The sequence below is a fragment of the Polaribacter litoreus genome (assembly GCF_054584775.1).
The window spans coordinates 108,585-128,224 of sequence record NZ_JBTLRD010000004.1 but is presented as its reverse complement, the minus strand read 5'-3'; the positions used below and the strand labels follow the sequence as shown (position 1 = coordinate 128,224).

General features: G+C 31.8%; 14 protein-coding genes and 1 tRNA gene. 3 read left to right on the top strand and 12 right to left on the bottom strand.

The genetic code is table 11. The features are described 5' to 3' along the window. Positions 1-5: 5 nt before the first annotated feature. The 11 genes from ACW9UN_RS04370 to ACW9UN_RS04320 form a co-directional block, all read right to left on the bottom strand. Positions 6-1,922 carry a T9SS type A sorting domain-containing protein gene (locus tag ACW9UN_RS04370; protein WP_459484229.1) on the bottom strand — a complete coding sequence of 639 codons (1,917 nt, stop codon included), beginning with the start codon at positions 1,920-1,922 and terminating at the stop codon, positions 6-8. An 8-nt stretch (positions 1,923-1,930) separates the two neighbouring features. Further along, positions 1,931-3,271 (bottom strand): sulfatase family protein, encoded by a 1,341-nt coding sequence (locus ACW9UN_RS04365; RefSeq protein WP_459484226.1) that lies wholly within the window; start codon positions 3,269-3,271, stop codon positions 1,931-1,933. A 111-nt stretch (positions 3,272-3,382) separates the two neighbouring features. Next, the gene (locus ACW9UN_RS04360) at positions 3,383-4,381 is read right to left on the bottom strand and encodes a hypothetical protein (RefSeq protein WP_459484225.1); all 999 of its coding nucleotides are present in this window, start codon (positions 4,379-4,381) and stop codon (positions 3,383-3,385) included. A gap of 114 nt (positions 4,382-4,495) precedes the next feature. After that, complete coding sequence (locus ACW9UN_RS04355; RefSeq protein WP_459484223.1) at positions 4,496-5,698, bottom strand: aldose epimerase family protein; 1,203 nt, start codon at positions 5,696-5,698, stop codon at positions 4,496-4,498. Continuing rightward, a complete protein-coding gene (locus tag ACW9UN_RS04350; protein WP_459484221.1) occupies positions 5,698-7,149 on the bottom strand; it encodes a sulfatase in 1,452 nt (483 codons plus the stop codon). The genes ACW9UN_RS04355 and ACW9UN_RS04350 overlap by 1 nt, the downstream gene beginning before the upstream one ends. 3 nt (positions 7,150-7,152) lie before the next feature. After that, on the bottom strand, positions 7,153-8,541 hold the full coding sequence (locus tag ACW9UN_RS04345) for a sulfatase (protein WP_459484219.1): 1,389 nt from the start codon (positions 8,539-8,541) through the stop codon (positions 7,153-7,155). A 5-nt stretch (positions 8,542-8,546) separates the two neighbouring features. Further along, entirely contained in the window at positions 8,547-9,719 is a 1,173-nt protein-coding gene (locus ACW9UN_RS04340) for a glycoside hydrolase family 43 protein (RefSeq protein WP_459484218.1), read from the bottom strand. Positions 9,720-9,739: 20 nt separating this feature from the next. Further along, positions 9,740-11,323, bottom strand: coding sequence for a sulfatase-like hydrolase/transferase (locus ACW9UN_RS04335; RefSeq protein ID WP_459484216.1), 1,584 nt, complete (start codon positions 11,321-11,323; stop codon positions 9,740-9,742). 4 nt (positions 11,324-11,327) lie between these two features. Further along, entirely contained in the window at positions 11,328-12,428 is a 1,101-nt protein-coding gene (locus ACW9UN_RS04330; protein ID WP_459484215.1) for a family 43 glycosylhydrolase, read from the bottom strand. A 27-nt stretch (positions 12,429-12,455) separates the two neighbouring features. Next, entirely contained in the window at positions 12,456-14,075 is a 1,620-nt protein-coding gene (locus ACW9UN_RS04325) for a sulfatase family protein (RefSeq protein WP_459484214.1), read from the bottom strand. Positions 14,076-14,584: 509 nt separating this feature from the next. Then, positions 14,585-14,657: transfer RNA gene (locus ACW9UN_RS04320), tRNA-Met, on the bottom strand. A 110-nt stretch (positions 14,658-14,767) separates the two neighbouring features. On the opposite strand from ACW9UN_RS04320, the gene era reads away from it, so the two are divergent. Next, positions 14,768-15,646 (top strand): GTPase Era, encoded by an 879-nt coding sequence (era, locus tag ACW9UN_RS04315; protein ID WP_459484212.1) that lies wholly within the window; start codon positions 14,768-14,770, stop codon positions 15,644-15,646. On the opposite strand, the gene ACW9UN_RS04310 is transcribed toward era, so the two are convergent. Continuing rightward, positions 15,643-16,173, bottom strand: coding sequence for a GTP-binding protein (locus ACW9UN_RS04310; protein WP_459484211.1), 531 nt, complete (start codon positions 16,171-16,173; stop codon positions 15,643-15,645). The genes era and ACW9UN_RS04310 overlap by 4 nt on opposite strands. Before the next feature lie 80 nt (positions 16,174-16,253). Here ACW9UN_RS04310 and der point away from each other — a divergent pair, with 80 nt between their 5' ends. After that, the gene (der, locus tag ACW9UN_RS04305; protein ID WP_459484209.1) at positions 16,254-17,564 is read left to right on the top strand and encodes a ribosome biogenesis GTPase Der; all 1,311 of its coding nucleotides are present in this window, start codon (positions 16,254-16,256) and stop codon (positions 17,562-17,564) included. 101 nt (positions 17,565-17,665) lie between these two features. Beyond that, entirely contained in the window at positions 17,666-19,606 is a 1,941-nt protein-coding gene (locus tag ACW9UN_RS04300) for a leucine-rich repeat protein (protein WP_459484207.1), read from the top strand. Positions 19,607-19,640: the final 34 nt, after the last annotated feature.

Below are 19,640 nucleotides of genomic sequence, written 5' to 3'. Positions count from 1 at the left end.
AACAATTATTTAATGGTTAATAATTTAGATAAAACTTGATGATCGCTATTAATTCTTACTACATAAATACCTTGTTTTAAATTCTCTACTGGAATTTTTACATCAGTCTTTTCTATATGATAAGAAGCTACTAAAGCACCTGTTATGCTGTATATTTTTAAGTTGATATCTCTATTATTTACATTATTTAACTTTAGTGTAAAATTTGTTGATGCTGGGTTAGGATAAATGATGATATTTGACAACTCATTTTTAAAATCACCAACACTTAAGGTTGTAGATTTTAGTGCAAACTGTTGATTGTTTCTGTTTTCTTGTAGTTCCCATTGTTGAATATTTGCCCCATTTGCTGCACTAACTCCAGCTACATCTAACACTTTTCCACTAGACTTAGAAACCACTTGATACCAATCTCCATCAGGATTTACAAATTTCCATAGTTGATTATCTGCATTGGTTAGTGTTGCTTGTTGAATATTACCTCTATTGTCCATAGAACTGTTGGCAACTTCCATAGCTTTGTTGCTATTTCTATTGGTAATAGCATACCATTCACCAGCATAGTTTGTAATTTGCCATTGTTTGTTTTCTCCAGATTCATCTGCTTGCTGTTGAATATTTCCTCCATCTAAAACCGAGCTATTTTGTACTTCCAAAAATTTATTACTATGTCTAGCTTCCATATAATAAATTCCCTCTTCTACAGCAACACTGCCTGTACAATTTACAGAAAAAGCTCCTAAATTTGTTAGACACTCTTCTTCATCTCCATATCTAACAAAACAGCTATAATTTCCTTGACCTAAATTGCTTACTGTATAACTACCAGTGTTATCATTTACTAAATTGCTAAATGTTTGACCACCATCTACACTAAATTGGATTGATGTTTTATCTGAATCATCATTAAAAGAAAAACTAATTTCTCCATCTGCATTTCCACAAGAGGCATCTTTAACCTCTGCTGTTACATCGTTTATTTGACAGCCTTCAGCAGGACAATTGATAAAAGAGACAGTACTATTTGTATTTCCTCGTATTTCTATACTTTCTTTTCTTGGACACTCACCATCTATTACAATATGTGCATCTTTTATTCCACTTGTACCTGGCCTTCCTATAGTGTACATTGTAGAGGGTTTACTGCCTTCACTTACTTTGTAAGTAAATGTACCTTCAAACTTTATTCGTATGGTTTGGTTCCCAGCATCATGTTTTTGAGCCCATGAAAAAACTCCGTGGTTATAATCGGACTTTTCGTAATTATCTATTACTGTACAATTTCGAATTATGCAAGTATGATTTTTTGGTACATCTGAACCCCAACTTGTCATAAATGGCCCTCCATTTTTATTATGAACAATGGTTGTATTCTCTACTAATTTACATTCTATTGTGTAAAGCGCATCATCATAGCAATCTATATAACAATCTCTTACAATGGTTTTTCCTTTTCCACCATGAATACCATCTGTAGTAAACGTATGAGTTCCAGCAATTATATCACAACGTTCTACAGTAACATTTCCAAAACCAGCGTGAATGTGAAACTTCATTGGTTTAATAATTTTTAAATCGTGTATATATACGTCTGGAGAGGCATCACAACGTATTGCAGAATAGGATCTTCCTTTAATACCATCGTCTGTTGGACGAGAACCATCACCTTGAATTATAGACGTTTTTCTGCTCTCACCTGCAATCTCTATGGCTTTAGAACGATTGCCCATGTAAAAACTTCCTGTTATCGTAACGTTTTTTTTAATGAGTATTTTATTCCAAGAATCTGGTACACGAAATTTTCTACCAATGTTTTTGTCTTCTGTGTAGGTTGCAACACCATTTACTACTGTTTGAGCATAAAAACTACTTGATAATAAAAGAAAAAGGGATACCACTGTTAATTTCTTAAATTTTAACATTGATTCTTTTATTTAGAAGTTCCAACACTACGTGTGCCTTTCCCTTTTTTTATATCTACATTTAAATCACCAAACTCTGCTCTAGCACTATTGACCAATAGCATCATTTCTTTTACAATATTTGGGTGTTGATCAATAACATTGATGCGCTCTCCTGGGTCTGAAATCATATTGTACAACTCCATTTCTGTTAAAGTTACCTTTTCATTGCCTCCACCATTACCATCATTTCCTGGTTTTCTACGTTCATAAGACCTGTAGGTATGAGGCAAAACTAATTTCCATGTATCATTTCTTACAGCACTTAAATGATTTCTATTTTGATAATAGTAGTAATGCTTTCGATTACTTTCGGTGGTTTTTCCCATCCAAAGTTGCGATAAATCATATCCATCAATTTTATTATTAGATAAGTTTCCATCAACTAGACTAGCTATTGTGGTGATGACATCTATGTTAGAAGTAAGTTGATTATTGGTAACACCTTTAGGAATGTGATTGTTCCATTTTACGATAAAAGGTACTCTTTGGCCACCTTCCCAATTGGTTAATTTTGCTTCTCGTAAACCACCTGTAGAACCTGCGTGATTTCCATAACTTATCCAAGGACCATTATCTGAAGTAAAAATTACAATTGTATTGTCTGCAATTCCTTGTTTTTCTAATGATTTCATAATTTCACCCAAAGACCAATCAATTTCCATAATTACATCACCATACACACCTTGTTTGCTTTTGCCTTTAAATTTACCTCCATAACCTAAAGGAACGTGAGGCATTGTATGTGGCAAATACAAAAAGAACGGATTTTCTTTATTTCGTTCAATAAAGTTGACTGCTTTTTTGGTATATAATGCTGTAAGTTTATCTTGATCTTCTAAAGTTTCTATAGAATCGATTACTGTATTGCCTTCAATTAACGGTAAAGGTGGAAATCTATCACTTTTTTCGGGCCACATATCATTAGAATATGGTAAGCCTACAAATTCATCAAAACCGTGTTGCAAAGGCAAGAATTTTTCTAGATGCCCCAAATGCCATTTTCCATAAATAGCAGTGGCATAACCTTTATCTTTTAGCATTTCTGCTATTGTATATTCTTTTGGATTTAAACCATTTTTACTATTAGGAAAAAATGCTCCAGAAATTCCTATTCTGTTTGGATAACACCCTGTTAATAACCCTGCTCTTGATGCACTACAAACAGCTTGTGCTGCATAATGATTCGTAAAACGCATTCCTTCATATGCCAATTTATCAATATAAGGTGTTGTAAAACCGGTAGCTCCATAACTACCAATATCTCCATAACCTTGGTCATCAGCCATAATTAAAACAATATTGGGCATTTTTGATATTGCATTCTCTTTAACTTTCTTTTTTGTAAAAGAAGTATTTATTAGAAAAAACACAATTAGTATAGTAATATGGACTTTAAAAAGTTGCTTCATTTTAGTTGATTAAAAGTTTTTAGAAATTTCATTTCCCTCAACGTCATATAATGTTAGCTCATCATACCCTTTTAATTGCGTGCTGTAGGTTTTTAAATTTTTGATGGTTAAATTTTTGATGGTTCCTTTTACCGTTTTTTCATAGACGCCATCGTTTTTATCATCCCAAAGATTAACCAAACTTCCATTTGGGTTATCAATAGTAATTCCATCAATATTAACAGTTACAGTGTATGCGCCACTTCTGCCAGCAATTAAAGGGTTACTTTTGTATGGACTACCTCTACCACTATCGCCAATTATGGTAATATTTTTAAAAGTACCAACAGCATTATTGGGGTAATTTCCCCATCCTAATTGAATTGGTACTGCATTTTTAATCATATTGATTGTAGTGTTTGTTACAGTAATATCATTATAAACTTTAATAACATCGTCTGCTGTTTCAAAATAGCAATTATCTACAGTAGATCCATCACCTGCAGCAATACCATCACTATGATTGTGAACACCACCTCTTTTGTCTATAAAATCTGCGTTTTTAAGATGAACTTGACTCCCTAAACCTCTTACGTGATATGACCTTGGATTTAAGCTTGTTAAATTTTTAATGGTCATTTTTCCTTTATGACTTTCAAAAGAGCTTAATGTATAAGGTTTTATATGGTGTTTTTGCGACCAACTTTGTGTTTCTGTACCATATAAAACGGATGTTTTTCTGTTTTTACCAACAATTTCAATATCTGCAAAGGTATGAAATGCCCCATTTACGGTACAATTTTCAGCAATAATTATTTTTTGCACCACTTTAGGAACTTTCCAAATAAAACTTTTATCACCTTGATTTTTAAAATTGATTGCTCCAGAAGTTAAAAATGTAAATGTTTTAGTCGTTGAATTCCATTCAGTTTTTCCTGAATAATTTTCTTTTATTTCGAATACAGTTTTACTAGTTGCACAACTGAAGAACAAAAAAATTACACTCGTAGTAAATATTACAAGACGCATTACCTTATTTAACATATTATTAGAATTGATGATTGCTTGTTAACTCCAAAAATCAATAACATACTGAGAAATTATTTACTCTATAGACTATAATTATAGCGATTCTGTGCTAAACTAGTGTTTTGTTCCAAATTTATAAATACACGTAGAGGTGTATATTTCTCCTGCTTTTAATGTTGTTGATGGAAAATTTGGTTGATTTGGTGAATCTGGAAAATGTTGTGTTTCTAAACAAAATGCACCTCTAAAAACATACGGTTTTCCGCTTTTGCCTGTTGTTTTTCCGTTTAAAAAATTACCCCCATAAAATTGCAAACCAGGTTCGTTTGTATAAATTTCCATTGTTCTACCTGATGTTGGCTCTATCACTTTTGCAGCAAAAACATATCCTAATTCATTTTTAGGACTTTTATTAAGCACAAAATTATGGTCGTAACCCAAACCAAAATTTAGTTGTTCATCATCAACTTTTAAATCTTTTCCTATAGGTTTTGACTCTAAAAAATTGAATGGTGTGTTTTTTACATCAGCAATTTTTCCTGTTGGAATTAAGGTTTTATCAACAGGTGTAAACCCATCTGCATTAATTTGTAACAAATGGTTATTGATTGTTCCATTACCTTCACCTGCCAAATTAAAAAAGGAATGGTGTGTTAAATTAATAACTGTAGGTTTGTCTGTTTTAGCTTTATATTTTATCAGCAATTCGTTTTCTTCTGTTATTGTGTAATGAACAGTAACGTCTAGATTTCCTGGATAACCCTCTTCCATATCTTTAGAAACTCTGTAAAATACAACTTGATTGTCAACAGTTTGAATTGCATCCCAAACTACGCTATTAAATCCTTTTTTACCTCCATGCAAATGATTTTCTCCATTGTTAATGGCAAGTGTATAGGTTTTGTTATTGAGCGTAAATTTTCCTTTCTTTATTCGATTTCCATAACGCCCAACTGTTGCTCCAAAATAAGGTTCATTTGCATCTATATATTCTTGCAACGTGTTAAACCCTAAAACAATATCTGCTTTTTTTCCATTTTTATCTGGCACAACTAAACTGACTAATCTTTGACCATAATTACAAAAAGTAGCCTCTATACCATTGCTGTTTTTGATTGTGTAGAGTTTTGTTTTTTTGCCATCAATTTCAAGTTCAAAATCTTTCTTTTTCCACGTTTTCTGAAATACTTCTTTTTCTATTTTTTTAGGTTGAGGCTCTTTTTTATCGGTTTTACAAGATAAAAAAACAACAAAAGCAATTAGTAAAAATGCATTTACCTTAAAAAAGGATTTCTCATTATATCTATTATAAATCATTATTTTTTAGATTTTATATACCATTTAGACAATTCTTCTTTTTTTGTTTTATACGATGGATTATCAACCACATTTGTGTACTCCATTCTGTCGTTTTCATGATTGTATAATTCTTCTGTTCCGTTATTGTATTTGATGTAATTAAAATCATCCATTCTTATAGATTGATTCCCTTTTCCAAACGTGATGATTGCTGGTTCTTTACGTTTATAATTAGCATCATTTAAAAAAGGAGCTAAAGAAATACCTTCTAAATCTTTAGGTTTTTCTAATCCTATTAAATCCATCACTGTTGGATATAAATCTAATAATGATACTGGTTGATCTATTTTTTTAGCAGCAATATCCTTTTTAGGATGTTTAATAATTAACGGTGTATTTGTGGCAATATCCCACAACGAAAATTTTTCCCAACGGTTTTTATGCGCCAATTGCCAACCATGATCTGTCCATAAAACCACAATTGTATTTTCTTTATTAGGTCCATTTTCTAAACCTTCTAACACTTTACCAATACAAGCATCTGCATAACTTATAGACGCTAAATAGCCTTGAAGAGCGTATTTTAATTGTCCTTTCTCTTTAACATGACCCACAAATTCTGACGAAAAATTAGTACGAACGTGTTCTGGAATATCATCCATATCATCTTCTGGTAAATCGTGCATTTTAATCTCATCTATAGGATACATATCAAAAAACTCTTGAGGCGCTAATTGAGGCGAATGTGGTCTAAAAATTCCACACGCCAAAAAGAACGGTTTGTCGTGTTTTTTACTTAAATAATCTGCGCTAAACACTGCGTTTTGATAATCTGCTGTTTCTTCAATTTTTGCAGGAATTGGTCCCCAAACTCCAAACTTACTAATATAAGAAGCACCCGATTTTCCTGCACCTTCTTCTCTCATAGCTCCTTGCAACCATTTGGCTTGATTATATTCATCTAAATACAGTTTATGACCACTTGTACCAGTATTGTTTTTATTTTGATAATCCCAAGAAATATCATCAGAAAATGGATGAGGTTCTTTTCCTTTTCCTCTTGGATGATGAAATATTTTACCAGCTGCAACAGCTTCATAACCATTTGCCTTTAAATATTGAGGCATTGTAATTCTATTGGCATTACCAGGTTTTTCTCTAAACAAACCCGGATTTGTATATTGTCCTGTGGTTTCTGGTCGTAAACCTGTTAAAATTGCTACTCTTGATGGATTACAAGCAGGCACCACACAATGTGCATTTGTAAATAACATGCCTTGATTTGCTAGTTTATCAATATTAGGAGTTTTTGCTTGTCCTCCGAGTGCGCCAACCCATCTATTTAGATCATCTACAGCAATGTATACTACATTTAGTTTTTTTGAATCATTAGTATCAGTTAGTTTTTTGTGATTTTTACACCCTAACAACAGAAATCCCGTTAAAAATATAATATAGATATTCTTCATTATTTATTTCATTAAAATAGAATCTAGTTTTTTTGATAAATCATTTTTTATGGAGGCATATCTAACATCATTTGCTAAGTTATTCCACTCTAATGAGTCTGTAGTGTGATTGTACAATTCCTCATCATTATTTTCATACCTAATATACCTCCACTTTTCGGTTCTAATTGTATTTCTTCCTTTTCCCATTTGAGTTAAAGATGGATAGTCCCATTTTTTATTAGGATTTTTTAAAAGCGGCACAATACTTAGCCCTTCATTCTTGTCATTTTTTGAGAGGTTTGCCAAGTCTAAAATAGTAGGGTATAAATCCAATAAATTTACTGTACGTTTAGATCTAGTTCCTGATTTTGTAATATTTGGTGCTTTAATTAATAAAGGAACTCTGGCAGCTTCTTCCCAAAGAGTGAATTTTTTGTAACGTAATTTCTCGCCCAAATGCCAACCATGATCTCCCCAAAGAATAACCACTGTATTATCTTTATAAGTGCTTTTTTCTAATGCGTCTAATACCAAACCAATACAATAATCTGCATACGCAATACTTGCTAAATAAGCTTGAATGGCTTCTTTTTCTTTACCATATTTTTTAATGGTTTTATACTCTTTAGTGGGTTTTAAATTTGAGCTAACATCATCTAAATCTTTTGCTAAAACTGTAGGCAATACAATATCTTCTAATGGAAATAAATCGTAAAATTCTTTGGGAACCACCCATTTTAAATGAGGTCTAAAAATACCCAAACCTATAAAAAAAGGTTTGTCAATAGAAGTTTGTAAAAGATCTGCAGCCCATTTTGCATTCAAATAATCTGGAGTGGCTTCTACAGAAATATTTGTGGCTGCCCAATCCATATTGTCGGACATTTCACCTTTTGGAATGCCATTATCTAAAAAACCTTTTTTCTTTTTTACATTACCATAGCTTCCTGTTACTTTACTCCAAGTATTCCAAGTATGTTTTCCTGTTTTTGGAGTATGATATATTTTTCCACGAGAAAAAGTTTCATATCCATACTTTGATAAATATTGAGGCAACATGAGCGATTTTTTAATCAAATCATTCTCAAATACTTTGTGTTTATTTTGATAAATACCTGTTGTAGAAGGTCTGTAACCAGACATAATACTTGCTCTTGAAGGATTACAAACTGAAGCTGCACAATACGCTCTGTCAAAAATTAATGATGATTTTGCCAAACGATCTAAATTTGGTGTTTTTGCTTGAGGATGTCCTCCTAAAAACCCAACCCAATCATTTAAATCATCTACAGCAATAAACAGAAAATTAGGTTTTTCCTTTTCCTTTTTTACAGTATTTTTTTGTTGAGAAATACTACAACTTATTATAAAGAACAAGAGGCAAAAAAAACCAAATAGTTTATTTAACATATCAATTATTTTTTAATAAGAATTTTTTGAGGTTTATATGATGGCCCATAAGATTTTACATTCCCTTTTTCATCAAACCAAATAGGATCGATCACTAAAAAAGGGTTTTCATCATTTTCATCTGGAATTATTCCATGACAAGACAACCAATATCTGCCATCTGGACCTTTAAATATTTCGTTATGCCCTACTTGATTAAATGGGCTATTTTCATCACCAGTAAATTTAAAACCACGTTTTTTACAAGTGCTTTTACTTTGCGCTCCATAAAAAGGATTTGCTTCATATTTAGTCCAAGGGCCATCTATACTTTTTGCTGTTGCATACCCAATTTCGTAACCACGTGTCCAGCTAGAATAGAATAAATAATAAATGCCATTATTTTCAATAACATACGCACCTTCTATTCCTATGGAATCCCAATCGTAATATTTTTCAACTTTTGGTTTAAGTCTGCCATCATAACCTGCCGTTTTTAGCATGTTCCCTTTTTCGTCATAAGCATAATCAACCTGTGCAGGTTTTATTGCACTTTTAGGCTCTGTTAAAAAAGTGGCTGTTGCTAAATCTATTTGTGCAAAACCAATTCCAAATTCTCTGCCTTTGTTCCAAAATGCCCAAACTTTACCATCTTTATCTTCAAAAAATGTTAAATCATTTCCTCTAGTTAAAGGTTTATCTTCTGTTACTATTGTGTAAGGGCCTTCTATATTATCTGCAACTGCATATCCTGGATGTTGCCCAACAAATCCTAAATCATCATTTCTACAATTAAAAAGTGCATAATATTTGCCTTTTATTTTTTGTATTTCTGGCGCCCAAAATCTACGATGATACCATTTGCTTTTATCGCCTGCATTCACAATATATTTTACAAATTGCCAATCTGTTAAATTTTTAGATTTGTACAAAACCACACCCTTATTTAGGTTGCCATTTTTTTCTTGTCTGGACCAATGAGGATAAGATGTACCTGTCATATACCACCAATCTCCGTCTTTTAACACTTGACAATCTCTTAATCCTTTTGGATCGATACCGCTTTTTATTGGGTTTTGATACTCAAAATATGCTGCCTCTTGAACATTGTTTTCAGCAATTAATTTTTTCTTGTTCTTACACGACGTTACCACTAAAGCAAAAATGGTAAATAAACAAAACAACTTATACTTCGCCATTATTCTATACTATTTTATTACTATTTATTTTTTTCCCAAGGCATCAATTTCATACCATTTGGTCTATATCTTTTTATTTCTAAACCAAGTTCTTTGGCTTTTTCAACTTTTTTTCTGAAGCTTTTTGGAGTATCTCCAGGATTCCAATACCATTCACTAGGTTTGTGTTCTGTATTCATTATTGTAGCAAATTCTTTGGCTTTTTGTGGATAGACTTTAGCATAATCAAAATCTATATGTTGATCTTCTTCAACCAAATACAATTCTACTTTTTTATTAGGATGTGAACGATACGCAAACCAAGGTCCTTGCCTTACAGCTTGCTCATTTTGCTTGTAGAAATACATAAACCTCTCTTTTGGAATGGCATTTTTATCACCATTAATAAGTGGCAACAAGTTGTGACCATCCAGTTTTTTATCAACAGAAAAATTAATTACTGATGCAAACGTTGGAAATAAATCTACCAACCAAACTGGTTCACTTACTACTTTAGGCGTGGATTGATTTGGCATTCTAATCGTAAAAGGCACACGCATTCCGCCTTCAAAAACACCAAATTTACCACCTTTAAAAGGGCCTTTGTTTGCTAAATCTTTATCATCTAACCAAACTCTGTGACCTGGTTTTATGGTTTTTGGACTGTGCATTGCATAACCATTATCTGATGCAAAAACAATCATCGTGTTTTCATATAAACCTTCTTTTTTTAATTTATTGATGAGTTTACCAACAGAAATATCTAAACGCTGCACCATTGCACCCCATTCTCTTCCATAGATATCCATATCTTTTCTGTCTTTTAATTGTCGGAAATCATCAACAATTGTAGGACCATGAGGTAAGTTTGTGGTAAAGTATAAAAAGAAAGGATTTTCTTTATTTTTATCAATAAATTCTAACGATTTTTTATCAAACAAGTCTGGAGCATACGCTGCTTTTTCCATATCCATAGCAACCAACTTTCCGTTTGCATCATAGTCTTTCTCAAATCTTTTGTTATTTTTATATTGATTCTTAACGTATAAAGAAGCAATATCAAAACTGTTATTTTCTGGATAATAGACAGGTTTATTATTTTCGTACAACACTGTAGGAAAATAAGAGTGCGCTTCATAATGGGTTAAAAAACCAAAATGATAATCAAAACCTTGATTTAAAGGATGCCCTTTTGTGTCTTTATAACCCAAGCCCCATTTACCAATAACCCCTGTTTTGTAACCTGCTTCTTGAAACATTTTACCCCAAGTATAAGTACCATCTGGTAAAGGTTCAAAACCTCTTGCACTGCTATTTAAACGAATATGTTGATTGCCTACATGTAAACCAGTTAATAAGGTTCCTCTTGAAGGCGCACATTCTGGAGCACCTGTATAACCTTGTGTAAACCTTGTTGATGTAGCAATTAAAGCATCAATATTTGGTGTTTTATAATGTTGTTGTCCATAAGCGCTAGTGTCTCTAAAACTTAAATCATCAGAAAAAATAAAAACAATGTTTGGTTTTTTATTCATTTCAGAGTTGGCAATTTCAGAGTTTTCATTGTTGTTTTTACAACTAAAAAAAACCATAAAAAATAATATATACGTAATACTTTTTTTCATGTCTTTAAAATTTTTGAACCTCTTCATTTCCAGGTTTGGCATAATTATCATCTAGAACTTTAATTAAAACATTACCATTATTGTAATCGATATCCATTGGTACTAATGTTAAACCTTGCTTGTTTATGGTGTAAGCAGTATCACTCAAATCCATATTTTTTGCATTTTCAGGATTTAAAGGAGGTTTATTGGCATTGTAAAATGCAGTACACCACCAATTACCATTTTTATCTTTAAATGGAGTTCCATGACCTAAAAAACGACCTACAAACTTACGTTCATCATAAGGTCCTGTTAGATTATCTGACACACAGTAATATAAATTGTAAGTTCCATGACGCATTTTGTCTGTACTCCATGCAGTACCAAACAAGACATATTTATCTTTTACTTTAATGATATAGGCACCTTCATGCCCCATTTTTCTGTTTGAAGCACCAATTTTAATTGGTTTTCCTGCAAAACCACTAAAATCTTTTTTTAACGGAGTTACCTCTGCTATTTTATCAACAAGCCAAGGTTGGTCTCCATCCATAAAAATTGTGGGGTCATGATGTCGTCCAAAATCTGCCCCAAAAGGATCTGTAAAAGGGCCTTTTAGTGCTTTTCCTTCTGAAATCATTAAGTTGGCTTTTCCTTGGTTACTGGTGTACACTACAATCCATTTATTATTGATAAAATGAATTTCTGGTGCCCAAATCATTGCCGATTTTACTCCATGTTTATTTTCTTTAGAAACTGCTCTAGCTTCCATAGTTTGTCCAAAAACAGATTCACTTGTTGTCCAAATAACACCTAAAGATTCCCAGTTTAATAAATCTTTACTCTTAAAAACCTCTATACCTCCTTTAGGGGCTTCTAACTTTAAATTTTCTCTTTGACGTGTACAAGACATGTAATAAAACCCATCAGGATTTAACTGAATAAATGGATCTCGCATCCAAATATCTCCCATTGTATGTATGGTTTTATTATGCTGGTCTATTACAGATAATTCTTTTGCATTAAATGTTTGTTTTAAAGAATTCCCTTCTTTCTTTTTTACTGATTTACAAGATAAAACTAAAAGAAAAATTGTTACAATATATATGTTATAGTATTTCATTGTTTGGATATCTTTATTCGTAAATATTTAATTTTTAATACGTTTAACTACTCCCAAGTTGTTTCCAAAATCGTCAATATAAGTAGGCTCCAGATCTTCTGGATTACACCATTTCATTTTACCAATTTTACCACTCATATAATTTTCATAATAATTTCGAAACTTGGTAAAAGGATGTTTTTCATATAAATGCCCAAAACCGATCATTCGTAAATCGTTTTGTGCTGTTAGTTTTGAAACCATTAAAACTTCTAACTTTTCTATGGTTTTTGTATAATTTTTATCTGATGCTAAATTTTGTACACAAAAAGGATCTTCCTTTAGATTGTAAAATTCTAGTTCTGGTCTTTTACCAAAATTTAACATCCAAAAACTTTTATCGACTCCTGAGCGCCTTAAATTAATTAATAATGTTTTTGTTGGGCTTCTATCTACATTCAAATATCCAGTTTCAGGATTACTTGCTGGCCAGCGACTTGGTTCATAATTTCGTAATAATAAAAAATCATCTTTATAAATTCCTCTAATTGGGTAACCTACATCATTAGGCCTTCCATGATCATGACGTTCTTTACCTACTAAAACAAAATTTCTGGTTTTATCAATAATTCCAGATTGAGAACTCTTTAATAGAGGTAAGATACTTTTACCAGGGCTTGGATGCATTCCTGATGTTTTCCATTCTAAACCAGCAACTTCTAAAAGTGTAGGAGCTATATCTATAAAGCTGATATAGTCATCAATTTTTCTACCTGTAGATTTAATTTTATTTTTCCACATTACAGCCAAAGGAACATGATTTGAATTTTCATACTGATTGCCCTTTACCCTTGGAAAAGGCATTCCGTGATCTGACGTGTATATAATTAACGTATTTTCTAACTGTCCTTTTTCTTCTAATTCTTTAAGTATTTTTTGCACATGATTATCTGCATATTCAATTTCTAAAGCGTAATCTAGCAAATCGTGTCTTACAGCTGTAGAATCTGGCCAATATTTGGGTACTTCTTTAATTAATTCTAGTTTTTTACCTCCTTTTTTTACTCCAGATTGATATTCGTATCCTCTATGAGGCTCATTAAAACCCACCCAAAAACTCCAAGGTTTTCCTTTTTGAACTTTCCCTAAAAAATCTTTGAAATTGCCACTATAATCATTTACAGATATTTCAGACGTTAATGCTTTTAATTTTTTTGTATCGTACTTTTTACCTGTTAAAAAACGATTTTCTCCTGTTGCTGTCTTGGCTATTCCTGGAGACCATCCTTTACCAGTATAACCTGTTGTATAGCCATGATCTTTTAAAGATTCTTGAAAGGTTTTAAATTTTGAAGGAAAGTAAATGTAGTGATTTGCAACAGCATCTAATTGCCAAGAGTTTCTGCCTGTTAACAAAGACGCTCTAGAAGGTGCGCATTTTGCATTAGGTGTGTAAGCTTTGTTAAATAAAATGCCTTCTTTCGCTATTTTATCAAAAGCAGGAGTGTTTACAAATGTACTTCCATAAGCACTCATGTCTAAACCTGCATCATCTAAAATAATGAATAAAATGTTTGGTTTTTGAGTATCTATTTTATCTGTTTGTCCATAAATACCTAAAAAAAATAATACTGTAAAAAGTGATAAAATCTCCTTAGTTTTTTTCATTTACTTAATTTCATTAACTCTAAAACGATTTAATTATTTAGAGACCTAAAATTCAAGTATTCATCAACAACTAAATTGCTCAGACGTGTAAATAGAGTGTCATTTTGTTCTATTTGTGAAGAAAACAAGAATTTAAAAACTTTGTACTACAATTTTAGCTTCAAATTATTTTATTGATAAGTTTTCATGACACTTCTCAAAGGTTTATCATTATACCATTTGTAATTATTCTAATAATATTATCCAGGTAAGTTTTTTTTAAACTTGAAAAGACGTTACTCAACCCTTATGTAGAGTTGCTCTTTTTTAAAACAAAGAATCATTTTAAAATCTTAAAATTATAAGTTTTTTAGCTATTTGAATGAACTGTACTAATATGAAAGGTAATGGTTGTTTGGCAAATGAAAACGTGTACGTTTTTGTGTACGTTTCGTAAAAGTAAGGAATTTAAAAGCATAAAAAAACGAATTGTGAGACACAATTCGTTGATTTAAAAAATGTTAAGCTAGTAGCGGGAACTGGACTCGAACCAGTGACCTTCGGGTTATGAGCCCGACGAGCTACCTACTGCTCTATCCCGCGATTTGGACTGCAAATATACAACACAAAGTAAGTATTATCCAAACTTTATTTTAAATATTTTTTAATCATCTAAATTCTAACAAACTATAAAAAGCCATTATCTTTGCATTATGGTACATAAAGCTGGTTTTGTAAATATTATTGGAAATCCGAATGTGGGTAAATCTACATTGATGAACGCTTTGGTAGGTGAAAAATTATCTATCATCACTCCTAAAGCACAAACTACAAGGCATCGAATCTTAGGAATTGTAAATGATGACGAATATCAAATTGTATTTTCGGATACGCCTGGTATTATTAAACCTGCCTATGAACTTCAATCTTCTATGATGGATTTTGTAAAATCTGCCTTTGAAGATGCTGATATCTTAATTTATATGGTAGAAGTTGGCGAGAAAGAATTGAAAAATGAAGATTTCTTTAGAAGAATCATCCATAGCAAAATCCCAATTATTTTATTATTAAATAAGATTGACAAATCTTCTCAAGATATTGTTGAAGAAAAGATAAACTACTGGAAAAATAAAGTACCCAATGCAGATGTATTTGTAATTTCTGCTTTAGAAGGATTTAACGTTTCTGCAGTTTTAAGTAAAATAAAAAAATTATTACCAGAAGGGCCACCTTTTTACCCCAAAGACCAGCTAACAGACAAACCAGAACGTTTTTTTGTAAATGAAAAGATTCGTGAGAAAATTTTAATGCATTACAAAAAAGAAATTCCTTATGCTGTAGAAGTTGAAACTGAAGAATTTACTGAAGAAGATAATATTGTTCGCATTCGTTCTGTAATTATGGTAGAAAGAGATACACAAAAAGGAATTTTAATTGGCCATAAAGGAACTGCTATAAAAAGAGTTGGTGCCGAAGCAAGAAAAGATTTAGAACGTTTTTTTCAAAAAAAAGTATTTATAGAGTTGTATGTAAAAGTGAATAAAAACTGGAGAAGCGATAAAAACCAATTGAAGCGCTTTGGATACAATTAAAATTGATACTGAATTACTTTTAACATAAAATCGTGTAAATCGTTCATTTGACGAGCTCCTGTACTCTTACCTATTTTTCCTAAAAAATACAACAAGATCCATATGAATGGTAAAATTATCATCATCAAAATTGGAAAAAAGAGCGATTCACCTAAAGACCATCTGGAGTATAACATCACCCCAAAAGCAACAAATGCAAACCCAATAACAAAATGCACAAACATAAAGAGCGTCCATACTTGAGGTTTTGGCCCAAATAATCCTTTTAAAAGAGCGGTTTCTGAGGTTTTTTCAACAATCTCTAAGTGCAATTGAGGAGACCAAAAATGATCTTCTTTTTTACTTACAGATATAAAAATATGACCATCAACTATATTTCCAGAAATCTTAGAATTTTCTAATTTAAACTCATTATAAAAAAGTTGTAACACAGCATCCTTACTTTCATTTAAATCAATAGTAAATCTTGGTCGTAAAAAAACTTCACTATTTCTTTTCTCAACTAAAATTTTTGTTTTTTCACTCATAAAAACCTATTCTATAACCCTTTAAATTTACAACTAATATCGTATAGTATATTGTATCTTTGCAAAAAATTTAAATTCAAATGAATAGCATAGTTGCCATTGTTGGAAGACCAAATGTAGGAAAATCTACTCTTTTTAATAGATTAGTTCAAAAAAGAGAAGCTATTGTAGACGCTGTAAGTGGTGTAACTAGAGATAGACATTATGGAAAATCTGACTGGAATGGAAAAGAATTTTCTGTAATAGATACTGGTGGTTATGCCATTGGTTCTGATGATATTTTTGAAGAAGAAATTAGAAAACAAGTATCGTTAGCTATAGATGAAGCAGATATTATTGTTTTTGTGGTTGATGTAAGAGATGGTATAACCCCTATGGATGCCGAAGTTGCCAAATTATTACGAAAGGTAAAAAAACCAATTTTTACAGCTGTTAATAAAGTAGACAATGCAATGCTAGATGCAGATGCTGTAGAATTCTATAATTTAGGGCTGGGAGATTACCATACCATATCGTCTATAAACGGATCTGGAACTGGTGATTTATTAGATGCTTTGGCAGAAAAAATGCCTGAACCAGAAATTGTTGATTTAGAAAAAGAAGAACTGCCAAGATTTGCAGTTGTTGGTAGACCTAATGCCGGAAAATCATCTTTTATAAACGCTTTAATTGGTGAAGACAGAAATATTGTAACCAATATTGCAGGTACAACAAGAGATTCTATTGATACAAAATACAACAGATTTGGATTTGATTTTAATTTGGTAGATACTGCAGGGATCCGAAAAAAATCGAAAGTTAAAGAAGATTTAGAATTTTATTCTGTAATGCGTGCTGTGCGTTCTATTGAATATTCAGACGTTATTATTTTAGTGATTGATGCTACTCGTGGTTTTGAAGGTCAAGATCAAAATATATTTTGGTTAGCAGAAAAAAACAGAAAAGGAATTGTTATTTTAATCAATAAATGGGATTTGGTTGAAAAAGAAACCAACACCATGCGCGATTATGAAGCTAAAGTAAAAGAACAAATTGCACCTTTTACAGATGTACCCATCGTTTTTATATCAGCATTAACAAAACAACGCTTATTTAAAGCCATAGAAACAGCTGTTGAAGTTTTTGAAAATAGAAAAAACAAAATATCTACCAGCAAGTTTAATGATGTAATGTTAGATATTGTAAAAAACTACCCACCACCAGCCATAAAAGGAAAGTTCGTAAAAATTAAATACTGTATGCAATTGCCAACGCAAACCCCACAATTTGCATTTTTCTGTAATTTGCCTCAATATGTTAGAGATCCTTACAAACGTTTTATAGAAAATAAACTAAGAGAAATTTACAACTTTTCTGGGGTACCTATTACCATATATTTCAGACAAAAATAAAGCCCTATTGTTTGTATCATTCTAAAAAAACAAAATAATTTTGATATAACGAATATTTAAATACCTTTGTTTGCATTGTTTTAATGCCTATAAACTAAAAAATGAAAAAAATATTTCACGCTTTCGTACTGTTTTCTTTGCTAATTACATCTTGTAGCAAACCCACTACTATAGAAGACAACAACGATATTCCTAATGCTGTTGATGACAACGCATCTACAGAGCAAAACACACCAATTAATATTAATGTACTTAGTAATGATAGTTTTGGGGATGATGGACCAAACTCTGGTGCTATTTCTGTAACTTCTGCAACCTCTGCTAGCAATGGTAGCATTACTGTAAATACAGCAGGAACTCCTGATGATCCTACAGATGATACCATAGATTATACACCACAAACAGATTTTGAAGAAACAGATACCTTTGATTATACAATTACCGATAGTAATGGCGATTCTTCTACGGCTACTGTTAGTGTTGTTGTATTTCCGCCAACAGGGCCTGAAGTAGGAACTCCTTTTACTATTGGCGATTTAAAATATGTGATTACAAGTTCTGATACAAAAGAAGTATCTGTTCAAAAAAACACAAATGACGGACCTGAAGGAACATTGGATCTACCTGAAACTGTGAATCAATTTGATTTAACATACACAGTAACTAGTATTGCTAATGAAGGTTTTGCTTATTGTTATGATTTAACAAGCGTTACAATACCCGAAAGCATCACCAGTATTGGAGAGCTTGCTTTTTACGATTCATCAAGAATTACAAGTATTGATGTACCAGATACTGTTTCGAAAATAGAACATACCGCTTTTGGTCAATGTAAAAGTTTAACATCTATAAATATTCCAGCAGCCACTGATACGTTAGCAGACAATATCTTTTTTGGATGCGAAAGTTTGGCTACAATCAATATACCATCTACAATAACAAGTATTGGAAACTCTGCTTTTTATTACTGCAGTAGTTTAAATAATGTTACCATACCAGATAGTGTAGCTAATGAAAATATGGGAACTTCAGTTTTTGGTTATTGCAACTCATTAACTACAGTAACTTTTCCTACAAGTTACACAACAATTCCTGAAGCTACCTTTTTTGCTTGTAACAATATAGAAACTTATACCATTCCTAGCCATATAACTACAATAGGTGCTTCTGCATTTTATTCTTGCTCTATTTTAAAAGAAATTACCATTCCAGATACAGTAACCAATATTGGAGATTCTGCTTTTGGCTTGTGTGTTGGTTTAACAAAAGCTGTAATTCCAGATAATTTTACAAGTTTACCAGATAATTTGTTTTACAACTGCTCTAAACTTACAGATATCAATATTCCGAATAATATATCAAGTATTGGAAATGCTGTTTTTTATGAATGCGCTAGTTTAGAAAACATAAGTTTACCAAACAGTGTTACCAGTATTGGTAGTGCTGCATTTGGAAATTGTTTCAGCTTAAAGAATTTTGATTTACCAAGCGGTTTAACAACCATTGAAGCTACTCTTTTTTGGAATTGTAATAGTTTAACAGAAATCAATATTCCTAGCAGTGTAACCACTATAAAAGATGGCGCTTTTGGAGGCAGTAGTATAAGTGAAATTACCATTCCAGAAGGTATTACTACCATTCCAGAAAACACTTTTTACGCATGTAATAGTTTAACTAAAGTTAATTTTCCTAGCACCTTAACCAGTATTGGAAAAACCGCCTTTGGCCTTTGCTCTAGTTTGGTAAGTTTTGATATTCCAGATACCATAACAAGTATCTCAGAACAAACTTTTTACCAATGTTCAAGCTTAACAGATGTAATTATTCCTAATAGCATCACAAGTATTGGTAATAGCGCTTTTTACAATTGTGGTAGTTTACAAAATGTATCTGTTGATGTAACAACACCCTTAACTATAGATGCAAGTGTATTTGAATTTGTAGAACTTGCTGAGGCTACGCTGAAAGTACCATCATCTTCAATTGACACCTATAAAAGCGCAAATGTTTGGAAAGACTTTGGTACAGTAAATGCTTTATAAACCGAGAATTATATCTTAAAGTAAAAAAAACTCT

What these genes read in the sequence shown, in the direction of transcription:
- ACW9UN_RS04370 (WP_459484229.1), bottom strand. Translation starts at nt 1,922, where the DNA reads ATGTTAAAATTTAAGAAATTAACAGTGGTATCCCTTTTTCTTTTATTA.
- ACW9UN_RS04365 (WP_459484226.1), bottom strand. Translation starts at nt 3,271, where the DNA reads ATGCCCAATATTGTTTTAATTATGGCTGATGACCAAGGTTATGGAGAT.
- ACW9UN_RS04360 (WP_459484225.1), bottom strand. Translation starts at nt 4,381, where the DNA reads ATGCGTCTTGTAATATTTACTACGAGTGTAATTTTTTTGTTCTTCAGT.
- ACW9UN_RS04355 (WP_459484223.1), bottom strand. Translation starts at nt 5,698, where the DNA reads ATGATTTATAATAGATATAATGAGAAATCCTTTTTTAAGGTAAATGCA.
- ACW9UN_RS04350 (WP_459484221.1), bottom strand. Translation starts at nt 7,149, where the DNA reads ATGAAGAATATCTATATTATATTTTTAACGGGATTTCTGTTGTTAGGG.
- ACW9UN_RS04345 (WP_459484219.1), bottom strand. Translation starts at nt 8,541, where the DNA reads ATGTTAAATAAACTATTTGGTTTTTTTTGCCTCTTGTTCTTTATAATA.
- ACW9UN_RS04340 (WP_459484218.1), bottom strand. Translation starts at nt 9,719, where the DNA reads ATGGCGAAGTATAAGTTGTTTTGTTTATTTACCATTTTTGCTTTAGTG.
- ACW9UN_RS04335 (WP_459484216.1), bottom strand. Translation starts at nt 11,323, where the DNA reads ATGAAAAAAAGTATTACGTATATATTATTTTTTATGGTTTTTTTTAGT.
- ACW9UN_RS04330 (WP_459484215.1), bottom strand. Translation starts at nt 12,428, where the DNA reads ATGAAATACTATAACATATATATTGTAACAATTTTTCTTTTAGTTTTA.
- ACW9UN_RS04325 (WP_459484214.1), bottom strand. Translation starts at nt 14,075, where the DNA reads ATGAAAAAAACTAAGGAGATTTTATCACTTTTTACAGTATTATTTTTT.
- era (WP_459484212.1), top strand. Translation starts at nt 14,768, where the DNA reads ATGGTACATAAAGCTGGTTTTGTAAATATTATTGGAAATCCGAATGTG.
- ACW9UN_RS04310 (WP_459484211.1), bottom strand. Translation starts at nt 16,173, where the DNA reads ATGAGTGAAAAAACAAAAATTTTAGTTGAGAAAAGAAATAGTGAAGTT.
- der (WP_459484209.1), top strand. Translation starts at nt 16,254, where the DNA reads ATGAATAGCATAGTTGCCATTGTTGGAAGACCAAATGTAGGAAAATCT.
- ACW9UN_RS04300 (WP_459484207.1), top strand. Translation starts at nt 17,666, where the DNA reads ATGAAAAAAATATTTCACGCTTTCGTACTGTTTTCTTTGCTAATTACA.